This window comes from Acidovorax sp. SUPP1855, assembly GCF_030158955.1.
GTDB lineage: Bacteria > Pseudomonadota > Gammaproteobacteria > Burkholderiales > Burkholderiaceae_C > Paracidovorax.
Window position 1 is genome coordinate 17,759 of record NZ_BQXI01000046.1, and the last position, 10,228, is coordinate 27,986.

Below are 10,228 nucleotides of genomic sequence, written 5' to 3' on the forward strand. Positions count from 1 at the left end.
TCATGCCTTCTCACCCTGGCGAGGCACGGGAACCAGCGATCGGCGGGCTTCACGGGTCTGCAAAAGGCTGGCTTTCAGTGCGTCCAGTTGCACTTCCAGCCTGGCATCCAATGCGCCTTCGGCAGAGCGCAGCAAAACGCCTCCGGACGCGACTTTCGCATCCGCCACCCAGCGCAGGGAGGCACGCTCTGCACTGAGCCCTGAGGCTGAGAGCAATTGCAGACTGTCTGCGTCCGTACGCAGCAGCTGCACGTCTTCGGGATGCAGATGAATGCTCAACGGGCTGCGCCCGTGCCATGACTTGAGGCTCCTGTCCAGCAATGCGCGCAGACCGTCTTGCGTTGCCGCTTGATCCCCAAGGATGCGGCACACCACGTCGAAAGCCAGGGCAAGCATGTCTTCTTCTGCGTTTCGCAGGCATCTTTCGCGCTCTGCGGGCAACTCCGTCAGGATTTTTTCCAGCAGTTTGCTTTGCTGGTGCAGCTTGTCGTTCAGTTGCCGGCTATGGTCTTGGGCTGCTTTCTGGGCGTCTGCAGCCGCTCGACTCACCTGGTCTTGAGCCATGGTCGTGGCCAGTTTCTCTATCTGCTGCTGTGCCTCCCGCTGCGCTTGCGCAATACCCTCCTGATAGCCTTTGTCGTGCGCAGCGCGGCGTTCCTGTTCCAGAAGATGCTCGTGCCTTTTGGTCAGCTCAGCAGCCAGAGCCAACTCCGGCGCTGCCGCAACACTCGCTGCATCCAATACAGCCGGCTCCGACGCATGCGAGATCGCCTTCGCAGAGCCCTCTGCCAAAGACACGGCATCCGCTGCGCAGGCGGGTCGCTGCCGGAGCGCCGGACTTTTTTCTGCTGCTTTGTGCGCCGGCCGGCCCAGGCTCAAAGCCTGCGCATGCAAGGGCGCATCACGCAAGATCAACGTGGCCGGCTTCATCGAACCGTCCTAGCCAACGCGCCAGTCCACCGGGACATCCGCGATTTCCAGCCTTGGCCCGATCCAAGCGCCTTCTCTGGCAGCGAATCTTGCACAGCGATTCGCGCCGACTCGCAACAGGTGCGCATGCTCGCCATGAGCGCCAGAGCCAGTGCCGAATCCGATCGCACTGGGCAGTTTTCCATGTCCAGCATGTCTTCGACTCTGCGCCGCGGCAACGCTGGAAGGCGCTCCAGCAGCGTGCGCTGCCACGGCCAGGCCTGTAAGCGCAGCGCCATCGCTACCAAGCCGGGCGGCTCGCTACGCCACGCCTTGGAAAGGGCAACCAGGTCTTTTTCGTCCAAGGCCATCAAGAAATCAAAATCCGAAATCGCGGGAAGAGGACTCGAATGCTCCGCCACATGGAAGGCGGTGGCCTCTTCCCGCATTGTCGTGTGCGCTTCAGTCCCAGGCGCGCAGGCGTTCAAAGCCTCGTTCAAGACACTGGCGTCGGGCGAGATGCCCAGCCCATCCAACTCGGCCACCAAAGCCGTCAGTTCCTGCTGCTGCGGCAAGGGCAGGCGCGATAGCAACCAACTCCGGTCAGATGGAGCCATCGCGTGCAGCAGCAGTGCGGAATGCCTGGCGCTGCGGCCGACGGGCGAACTGGTCAACTCTGAAAACATCATGGCTGATGCCGCGGCAGATCCGCGTCCAAAGGACCATTGGATGGGCCCGTCTGCATCCAGGCCTGCACGCGCCGCAGCGCGGCCTGCCGTTCGGCCTCGGTCAGCGGCGATGCGACTTTCGTGCGGCCAGCGGATTGGCGACGGCGCAGCGAATGAAAGACCCATGCGCCCAACACGAAGACGAACGCGAAGGCCAGCAAAGCCTTGGCATAGGCACCCAGTGCCATGCTCCGGCCATCAACCGCGTCACCCCTCGCAGCGGAACCTTCAGACTCTGGCCCCATGGCGGCTTGCGCACTGGGAGCATCGGCTGCTGCCTTGTCGATGGCGGGTGGAAGAAGGGCTTGCAGGGACTGCACGACCACCGTATCGCCACGCTCCATGTTCGCACCCACCGCTGCCGCCAATACGCGGCGCAGTTTGTCTTCCTGCAAGGCGTCCAGTGGCTGCCGAACCACTGCGACGACCTGGACCCGTCGAACCGACCCGGCCTGGCTGACCACCTGCTCCACCCTGCGGCCCACTTGGTAATCCACCTCGCGCTGTGTACTGGCCCCCGCGGCGTTGGAAGATCGAACAGCATCCAGCGGAGCCAGATTCCCATCTCGTATGGATTCCCGCTCCTTCACGATGACGCCTTTGCTGTCCGCTGTCCGCGACGGTGCGGGAATCACGTCTTCGGTAGTGATCCGAACCTGGTCCATGTTCAAGGTGACATCGACGGTCGCCAGGGCCTGGCCTGGACCGAAAGCGCGATCCAGCACGGCAGCCGCTTTTCGTGCCAACTGGGTCTCGGTGTCCTTCTTCAAGTCGAGCCGGCTGCTGCCTCCACCGGATGAGGCGGACTCACCCCCATCGTCCACCGATCGGCTCAAGGCAACACCTTGCTTGTCCACCACTGTCACGTCCTGCGCTGTCATTCCGGGCGTTGCCGCTGCAACCAATCGCTGGATACCGCTCACCTGCTCAGCACGCAATGCTTGGCCTTCTCTCAGCGTGAGGGTGATCGCCGCTTTGGGGCGAGCGCTGGCTTGCTTGAACAGGCCCTGCTCCGGCAAGGCGAGATGGACCCTCACATCGCGTATTTCCGAAAGCGACAGGATGGTGCGCGTCAACTCGCCCTGGAGCGCCCGCTGGTAGTTGATCTTCTGCGCGAACTCCGTCATACCGAAGTCGGTGTTGTTGAACAGCTCGAAGCCCACCGCACCATGCAGCGGCAAGTCCTTACCCATCAGCTTGATGCGTGTGGAGTGCACCTGCGCCTTGTCTACCAGGATGGAGGCATTGCTTTCGTCGAACCGATAAGGAATCTTGAGCTTCTCCAGTTCGGCGGTCATGGCCGTCGCATCCTGTGGCTTGAGGTCGGCGAACAGCACTTGATAGTCTGCTCGCAGCAACCACCAAGCGAGTGCAGCGGTCATCAGGACGATGCCCAAAAGGCCAGCGATCAGGCTGGCGCGTGCGGAGCGGCTCAGGCCCTCCCAGAATGCGATCATGGTCGTACGCTCTCGGTGCGGAGTTTCAGTCTTGGCTTATCGGTCATGGCTAGAGTTGCATCTTCATGACGTCCTGGTAGGACTCCAGAAGCCGATTGCGCACCTGCATCATCAATTGGAAGGACAGCTTGCTTTCCTCCAGCCGAATCATGATCTGGTGCAAGTTCTGGACATTGCCGACAGCGAGCTGATGCAGATCGGTCTGGCTGCCCAGCAACTGCTGGTTGACCTGCTGAAGCCCCTGCGTGACAAGATCGGAAAACCCCGGCGACTGCGGCGAATGCAGCGCTCCGACAACCATGCTCGGCTCTGGCGGCAGTGGCAGCGGTGCAGACAGGCCCGGCAGAGCGGACGAAGCCAAGGCCGTGATGGCTTCGGTGCTCATGCATTGCCTCCGATTTCCAGCGCCTTGAGCGCCATGTTCCGGGAAGTGTTCATCGCCGCGACGTTGGCTTCGTAGGAGCGCATCGCCCCCATCAGCGTCACCATCTCTGCAGCGGGGTCCACGCCCGCATAAGCCACAAATCCACGCGCATTGGCCATCGGATGCCCAGGCTCATACACCATGCGAGGGCTTTGCAGCGTGGGCTCCACAGCGACCGAAGGGCCCGCTAGGCCTTGTGTCACCGCATCGCTGAAAGCGGTCCGTGCGACCACCCGGAGGGGCTGATAGGTTTTCCCATCGGGGCCCGCCACCGTGTTGGCGTTGGCCAGATTGAGGGATGCCACTTCGACGCGCGTACGTTCGAGGGTCATGCCGCTGGCACTGATGGCAAAGGCTTTGGAGTAGTCCATGGAATTGCGCCTAGAAAAAGTCAGCGTTTGCCGTCGGAGACGGCGGTGGAAAGAATGGCCATGTGGCGCGACAGTCCTTTGAGCAAGGCTTGGTAATGCACCGCGTTCTGCGCCATCTGCGCCACTTCGGAATCCAGTTGGACCCGAGCCGGCAGTCCATTGCCTGCAGATACCGGCTTCAGCCTGAAACCGGCTTCTGCCATCGCGGCAAGCTGGCGTGCATCGATTCGTCGGCCTTCGTCCAGTTGGCGGCGGGCCTCTTGCATCTGGCTGGAAAAGCCCAGCCGCTGCGGCACGAAACCTTCCGTTCCGGCATTAGCAATGTTGTTGGCGATGGTCTGGTGGCGCAACGTTGCCGCATCGAGCGCCAGCGACAGGCTGGCTTGGGTGATGGCTTCGATTCCTTCGGTCATGGGGTCGTTCCGCTGTGCTTACTGGATGATGAGTTCGGCGTGCAACGCACCTGCCGTCTTCACCGCGCGAAGGATGGAGATGATGTCCCGCGTGTTCGTCTTGAGCCTTGCGAGCGACTGCACCAGATCAGACACCGTGGTGCTGCCGGTGACAAAGCCGGGACCGTTTTGCTCGTCCACATCGATGCGCGTGTTGGTGACCAGCGCCGTGCGAACGCCATCGCCGGCCTGTCCGATGAAAGAGGGCTGAGAAGCGACGGTCTCGTTGCGAATGGAGACCTTGATATCGCCGTGCGAGATCGCCACCTGGGAGATGCGAACATCCCCCCCCGACACCACCGTGCCGGTGCGTTCGTTGATCACCACCTTGGCCCGGCGGTCCGGCTCGACCATGACCGACTCCAGCCCGGCGACGAAAGCGACCAGTTGGCGGCGCTGGCTTTCGGGCACCATCAGTTCGATCCCTGATGCGTCCCGCGCTTGCGCCAGGCCGGCTCCCAACTTGCGGTTGATCGCCTCCGCCACCCGGTTGGCAGTGGTGTAGTCGGGCTCATTGAGGATGAAAGTCATCCGGGAGCTTTCTGAAACCATCTGCGCCGTCACACCCACTTCCACGGTGGCGCCATTGGGTACGGAACCCACCGTGGGATGATTTTTCTGCACCACATTGCCATTGGCGTCGTAACGGTAGCCCCCCACCGACAAAGGACCTTGCGCCAAGGCATAGACCCGCCCATTGGCCCCTTTCAAAGGGGTGAGCACCAAGCTGCCTCCGACCAGGCTGCGTGCATCGCCGACAGAGGTCACGGTGATATCCAGCGCGTCGCCCTCCCGCGAGAAGGGAGACAGCACAGCACTGACCATGACCACCGCCACGTTGCGGCTCTGGATTTGTTCGGGCCCGACATTCAGATTGAACTGGGACATGGCATTGGAGAGAGCCTGCCGCATGCTCCGGTTCGTGGACGAATCGCCAGTGCCTGCCAGACCGGTCACGATGCCCGTGCCGACCAGCGCGTTTTCACGCCAACCCTGCAACTTGCCAAGGTCCTTGACGCGCACAGATTCCGCAAGGGCTTGCGCAGGCACCCACAGCGCCACCGACAACGCAGCGCCCGCCAACAGGCCAAAGAGGGTTCGAATGGTTCGCCTCATGGTCACAATCCCACCCCATCCAGCAGCGCCCGCCACCAGGGACGCCGATTGCGCTCTGCAATGTCGCCCTCGCCCACATAGCTGATCCTGGCATCGGCCAGGCGCGTCGACAAAACGACATTCCCGTCCGAGATATCCAATGGCCGCACACGGCCTTCCAGGGTGACTTTTTGCGGCTCATCGTTGACGGTCAACAGTTGCTCGCCAGCGACCTTCAATTCACCGTTGGGTAGCACTTCTCGAACGGACACCGTGAGCGTGGCCAGCACCCGATTGGTCCGTTGGGTCTTGCCCCCGCCATCGAAGTCGCCGGTGACCGCGATACCCGTCTGGGCCACGCTACCGCTGCGATGCCCGAGCTCCGCAGACAACCCGTTCTTGCGCCGTGTCCCCGTATCCGCGCTCGTCGTCGCGCTGGAGTTTTCGAACACCTGCACCGTCAGTACGTCGCCCACGCGAAATGCCTTGTTATCGGCGGTCAGGGGCCTGAAGCTCTGTTCCTGGTAAAGGCTTTCAGCACAAGCGGGAGCCGCATGGATATACAGCGCCATGCTCGACAGAACGAAAAGGCCTTTGCCCGCAGCCATGACGAACGATCGCTTCATGGCTGCAGCTCCAAATGCCCTGGGGCCGTTACACGGGCAAGCAGCACGCCGGTGGCGTTGAGGGGCCTTGCACGCACGACCTGGCCCACCTGTCCGTCCTGCAGCACTTCCACCCGGCTCTCAAGGGACACCAAACCGCTCCGCGAAACCAGACTGACCCATTCGCCGCGCGACACTGCCGGTACGGGCTGCAAATGCGCAGGAGTGACAACATCACCACTGTGGAGGTTGCGGCGAACCCGTTGCGCAGCCACAGCGTCCCCTCCGCCAAGGATTGCAGGCTGCCCCAATGCACTGGGACCCACATCCCCCAGCCGGGCCGCATCGACCTCGCGCATCACCAAGTTGTCTGCCTGAACCGAGGTGCCCACGGCCATGTCGTTCGCGGCCACTGGCACCAAGGTGAACAAGCTCACTTCGAATCGGACCGGAATGGTCTTGACGTGCTGTCCCTGCACCAGCACATCGACCCAGACCAGCATGCGTTTGCCCACCGGCACGTTGCCCAGCGGACGCACGCGCAGACTGCTGCCCCCGAGCGGAATCAAGGTCGTCGACGGCACGGACACCGCCTGCATTTCGATCCGCGGCTCGATCCAACCCTTTTGCGCCACCCCGGCCATCAGGTGATCCCGCAATGCAGATTGGGCTTTGTCAACCACCTCCTCTCCCTGCAACTCTCGCGCTGCCACGGTCAGGACCGTCGACGTGGAACCTTGCCACTGCACCTGGTCTTCGCGCAGGCCTGTACGGCTGCGAAGCCACAGAGCCAATCGGTCCGACTCCAGAACTGCGGTATCGCCAATGCGTGGGGCCTGGCCCAATGGCAGCGCCATGGCCCGGCGCAGCAATGCCAGATCCGGACTGCTCAAAATGGCAATGTCCCCCAGTTGTACTTGCGCCTGTTGCACTTGGGCCTGCGGCCGCATTTCCACCCGCAGCAGTGCCGTGGGCACCGCAGTGCCGTTGATCGCCCATGCGGGGGTGCCGAAAACAGAACCCAGCCACAGCAAGACGGCACACAGCGCTCCACCGAGAGGCTGCCGCCTGATCGCATTGAAAGGACTCATCGCCGCAGCCCGTTGACCAGCCCCAGAATCTCATCGGCCGCCTGAACGATCTTGACGTTGGCTTCATAGGTGCGCTGCGCCACCATCAGGTTGACCATTTCCTCGACCATCTTCACGTTGGAGCCCTCCAGATAGCCCTGGGCCAGGCTGCCCGCACCATCTTCTCCAGCCCGAACCGAAATCGCTTCCCCGGACGCACTGCTGCTTCGGTAGAGGTTGTCCCCTTCGGCCAGCAAGCCTTGGGGGCTGGCAAACCGGACCAGATCGATCTTGCCGATGTCCGTGACAGAGGCCTGGTTGGCGGCGCGCGCCTGCACCCGTCCGTCGGGCTGTAGTACCAGGGCCTGGGTGTCCTCGGGCACGGTGATCCCGGGCTTGAGCGCATAGCCGGCCAACGTGGCCAATTGGCCCTCCTTGTTCACTTTCAGCGTGCCGCCGCGGGTGTAGGCACTGCTTCCATCGGGCATCAGCACCTCCAGAAAACCGTCGCCCTGCACAGTGACATCCAGGGGGGAGTCCGTTTTCTTGAGATCCCCCATGTCAAACAGCTTGGACAGGCTGGCAATGCCCACACCCGCGCCCAGCCGCAACCCCTGTGAGATGAGGCCGCCGTCACCATCCACGTGGCTGGACACTGCACGGGCTGGATCTTTGGCAACCAGGTCGGAAAAGCTGACCCGCGCTTTCTTGAAGCCGGTGGTGTTCACATTCGCCAAATTGTTGGCAATGGTGTCGACATTCAGCTGCTGTGCTTGCATGCCGGTGGCACCGATGTAGAGAGCGTCAAACATGGGAAGAAGTCAATTTCTAAAAAGGATGGCGAAGCCGTTGTTCAAGCGCAGCGCATCCAAAAAAACAAAGGATCAAGAAAGTTCACCGAGTTTCCGAATGGCCTGCCCCGTCATTTCGTCATAGCCCAATGCCACCTTTTGCATGGATTCGAAATGCCGCATGGTTTGCACTAACTGAACCATCTCCTGCATGGAATTGACATTCGAGTTCTCCAGGAAGCCCTGTCGGATCTGAATGTCCGCGTCTTTGAGCACGCTGAACGCCCCATCCGCTGCCAGCAACCCATCACCCTTGTGTTGAAGGCGGGTGGGGTCTTCCGCCTGCACCACCTTGAGCTGTGCGATCGGCTGCGCGTTGGCGCCTGCCGACTTGGATTCGGACTCATACACGTTCCCGGCACCATCGATGAAAGGGCGCTCCCCATTTAGGTAGATTTCGCCACCCTTACCCATGACGGGAAAGCCTTGCGCGGTCACCAGGCGCCCCCGTCCATCCAACCGGAAATTGCCCTGACGGGTATAGGCCGGGCCAGCCTCCGTCGTCACTTCAAAGAAACCGGGGCCAGCCAGAGCCACATCCAACCCCTGGCCCGTGGACTTCAGGCTGCCCGGGCGCGTATCGGTCTGAATGAGCAGCGCAGGCGCAGGCATCGTTGCGGATGCCATGCCGGCCGCGGAAGGGGCCGTGGGCGCATTGCCCACCATGGCGGCGAACGTGGAGCCAACCATGCCCAGTGGCCGGCTGGCCATCGCTTCGCGCTGATAGCCCGGCGTCAGCGCGTTGGCCAGATTGCTGCCGATCCGGTCGAGGCGCTGCATGTCCTGGTGCATGGACTGCAAAGCGAGGGCGAGTACTTCTTGCATGGAAGGAAAGCGGGGTGAAATAAAACAGGGGGATGCCAGGGAAAAGGGCCGGCTACACGCTCACGACGGCATAGGACTTCAATTCGATGGTGTGCGGAATCTCCGCCATCGACAGCACCCTCAGGTGCGGCATCACCCGCTCCGAAAGTGCTCGTACATGCCGGCGCAGTTCAGGTGCGCACAGCAGCACGGGCAACAGGTTGCTTTTCATCATGCGCTCCGCTTGCTGCATGAGCTTGACCATCAGTTGCTCGGCCATCTTGGGCTCGAGCACAAAAGGCGCGGCGGGTGAGCCCGCCTCTTCAGAACGCGCGCTGTGCGCCATCTGCACGCTCTGCAAGAATTGGCTTTCGACGGCCGGATCCAGCGTGATCACGTGCAATGCATTCGCCTCGCCAACGAGGCCCTGGCATATCGCGTGCCCCAGCCGAAGGCGCACCAGCTCGGTCAGGTAGTTGGCATCCTTGGACTGCCGGCCCGCATCGGCCAAGGTTTCGAGGATCGCCTCGATGTGACGGATGGACACCTTCTCACGCAGCAGGTTTTGAAGCACCTTCTGCACATCGCTCACGGACAGCACGGTGGGTATCAGCTCCTCGACCAGGCTGGATTGCTGCTGCCGCACGCGGGCCAGCAGCCGATCCGTTTCCGCCCGCGTCAGCAGCGTGGCGGACTCGCGCCGCAAGACTTCGGTCAGATGGGTCATGAAGACGGTCGGTGCATCCACCAGCGTGAACTTCGCCGCAACGGCTGCTTCACGCAGGCTCTGATCGATCCACAAGGCCGGCAATCCGTAAGTGGGGTCGCGCGTCGGCTCGCCCGGCAGTCCGTCGGTCTTGCCTGCAGGGTGGATGGCCAGCAGGCGGTCGGCCCGGGCCTCCCCCCGGCCGCAGATGACTCCGTCCAGATGGATCTCATAGCGGTCGGCACCCAGCCGGACCGCATCCTTGAAACGGACGCGAGGCAGCACGAGACCCAACTCCTGAGCATGCTGCTTGCGAAATGTGGCAATGCGCTCCATGAACACGCTGCCAGGCTGGTTGACGAGCGCGACCCATTGGCTGCCCACATGCACCTCGATCGGCTCCACCTGCAACGCTGCATAGGGATCCTCATCGTCGCGCGCCGAGCCCTCTTCCGCCTTCGCCACTTCGGCGCCGTCAGCACCCGCCGGTGGGCCCCCTTCGCCACTGGCTGCGCTTCGATACACCACCCACGCAATGGCGCCCACGATGGCCATCAGGATTGCGGTCGGCAGGACCGGAATTCCCGGAAAGAAAAGCAGGCCCGTCAGCGCGGCGCCCACCAGCAAAAGGGTGACCCGTCCTGAATGAGGTTGACACCTTTCTGTTCATCAGAAAGGAAAGTCAAGTGGATCAATGGGTTAAGAGAACGCAGAAGGACTACACACTGGCCTTTAAGCTGGCGGTGGTGGATCAGG

12 protein-coding genes are annotated in these 10,228 nt (G+C 62.3%); all 12 read right to left on the reverse strand.

All coding sequences use genetic code 11. From position 1 onward, the window contains the following. The 12 genes from AVMA1855_RS24480 to AVMA1855_RS24535 all read right to left on the reverse strand — a co-directional run bounded on the left by AVMA1855_RS24480 (position 1) and on the right by AVMA1855_RS24535 (position 10,099). Entirely contained in the window at positions 1-930 is a 930-nt protein-coding gene (locus AVMA1855_RS24480) for a FliH/SctL family protein (RefSeq protein WP_284427685.1), read from the reverse strand. After that, entirely contained in the window at positions 927-1,583 is a 657-nt protein-coding gene (locus AVMA1855_RS24485; RefSeq protein WP_284427686.1) for a hypothetical protein, read from the reverse strand. The genes AVMA1855_RS24480 and AVMA1855_RS24485 overlap by 4 nt, the downstream gene beginning before the upstream one ends. 11 nt (positions 1,584-1,594) lie before the next feature. Then, on the reverse strand, positions 1,595-3,094 hold the full coding sequence (gene fliF, locus AVMA1855_RS24490; protein ID WP_284427687.1) for a flagellar basal-body MS-ring/collar protein FliF: 1,500 nt from the start codon (positions 3,092-3,094) through the stop codon (positions 1,595-1,597). Between the two features lie 49 nt (positions 3,095-3,143). Beyond that, positions 3,144-3,479, reverse strand: a complete 336-nt coding sequence (gene fliE, locus AVMA1855_RS24495; RefSeq protein ID WP_284427688.1) for a flagellar hook-basal body complex protein FliE — start codon at positions 3,477-3,479, stop codon at positions 3,144-3,146. Then, complete coding sequence (gene flgC / locus AVMA1855_RS24500; RefSeq protein ID WP_284408169.1) at positions 3,476-3,889, reverse strand: flagellar basal body rod protein FlgC; 414 nt, start codon at positions 3,887-3,889, stop codon at positions 3,476-3,478. The genes fliE and flgC overlap by 4 nt, the downstream gene beginning before the upstream one ends. 20 nt (positions 3,890-3,909) lie before the next feature. Next, the gene (locus tag AVMA1855_RS24505) at positions 3,910-4,302 is read right to left on the reverse strand and encodes a flagellar basal body rod protein FlgB (RefSeq protein WP_284427689.1); all 393 of its coding nucleotides are present in this window, start codon (positions 4,300-4,302) and stop codon (positions 3,910-3,912) included. An 18-nt stretch (positions 4,303-4,320) separates the two neighbouring features. After that, a complete protein-coding gene (locus AVMA1855_RS24510) occupies positions 4,321-5,457 on the reverse strand; it encodes a flagellar basal body P-ring protein FlgI (RefSeq protein ID WP_284427690.1) in 1,137 nt (378 codons plus the stop codon). Positions 5,458-5,459: 2 nt separating this feature from the next. Continuing rightward, a complete protein-coding gene (locus AVMA1855_RS24515) occupies positions 5,460-6,062 on the reverse strand; it encodes a flagellar basal body L-ring protein FlgH (RefSeq protein ID WP_284427691.1) in 603 nt (200 codons plus the stop codon). Further along, positions 6,059-7,132 (reverse strand): flagellar basal body P-ring formation chaperone FlgA, encoded by a 1,074-nt coding sequence (gene flgA / locus AVMA1855_RS24520; protein ID WP_284427692.1) that lies wholly within the window; start codon positions 7,130-7,132, stop codon positions 6,059-6,061. The genes AVMA1855_RS24515 and flgA overlap by 4 nt, the downstream gene beginning before the upstream one ends. After that, a complete protein-coding gene (flgG, locus tag AVMA1855_RS24525) occupies positions 7,129-7,923 on the reverse strand; it encodes a flagellar basal-body rod protein FlgG (RefSeq protein WP_284427693.1) in 795 nt (264 codons plus the stop codon). The genes flgA and flgG overlap by 4 nt, the downstream gene beginning before the upstream one ends. Before the next feature lie 72 nt (positions 7,924-7,995). Continuing rightward, positions 7,996-8,787 (reverse strand): flagellar hook-basal body protein, encoded by a 792-nt coding sequence (locus AVMA1855_RS24530; RefSeq protein ID WP_284427694.1) that lies wholly within the window; start codon positions 8,785-8,787, stop codon positions 7,996-7,998. 52 nt (positions 8,788-8,839) lie between these two features. Then, the gene (locus AVMA1855_RS24535; RefSeq protein WP_284427695.1) at positions 8,840-10,099 is read right to left on the reverse strand and encodes a flagellar biosynthesis protein FlhA; all 1,260 of its coding nucleotides are present in this window, start codon (positions 10,097-10,099) and stop codon (positions 8,840-8,842) included. Positions 10,100-10,228: the final 129 nt, after the last annotated feature.

Excerpts from the sequence above, each read along its gene's own strand:
- AVMA1855_RS24480 (WP_284427685.1), bottom strand. The coding sequence starts at position 930 with ATGAAGCCGGCCACGTTGATCTTGCGTGATGCGCCCTTGCATGCGCAG.
- fliF (WP_284427687.1), bottom strand. The coding sequence starts at position 3,094 with ATGATCGCATTCTGGGAGGGCCTGAGCCGCTCCGCACGCGCCAGCCTG.
- fliE (WP_284427688.1), bottom strand. The coding sequence starts at position 3,479 with ATGAGCACCGAAGCCATCACGGCCTTGGCTTCGTCCGCTCTGCCGGGC.
- flgC (WP_284408169.1), bottom strand. The coding sequence starts at position 3,889 with ATGGACTACTCCAAAGCCTTTGCCATCAGTGCCAGCGGCATGACCCTC.
- AVMA1855_RS24505 (WP_284427689.1), bottom strand. The coding sequence starts at position 4,302 with ATGACCGAAGGAATCGAAGCCATCACCCAAGCCAGCCTGTCGCTGGCG.
- AVMA1855_RS24510 (WP_284427690.1), bottom strand. The coding sequence starts at position 5,457 with ATGAGGCGAACCATTCGAACCCTCTTTGGCCTGTTGGCGGGCGCTGCG.
- AVMA1855_RS24515 (WP_284427691.1), bottom strand. The coding sequence starts at position 6,062 with ATGAAGCGATCGTTCGTCATGGCTGCGGGCAAAGGCCTTTTCGTTCTG.
- flgA (WP_284427692.1), bottom strand. The coding sequence starts at position 7,132 with ATGAGTCCTTTCAATGCGATCAGGCGGCAGCCTCTCGGTGGAGCGCTG.
- flgG (WP_284427693.1), bottom strand. The coding sequence starts at position 7,923 with ATGTTTGACGCTCTCTACATCGGTGCCACCGGCATGCAAGCACAGCAG.
- AVMA1855_RS24530 (WP_284427694.1), bottom strand. The coding sequence starts at position 8,787 with ATGCAAGAAGTACTCGCCCTCGCTTTGCAGTCCATGCACCAGGACATG.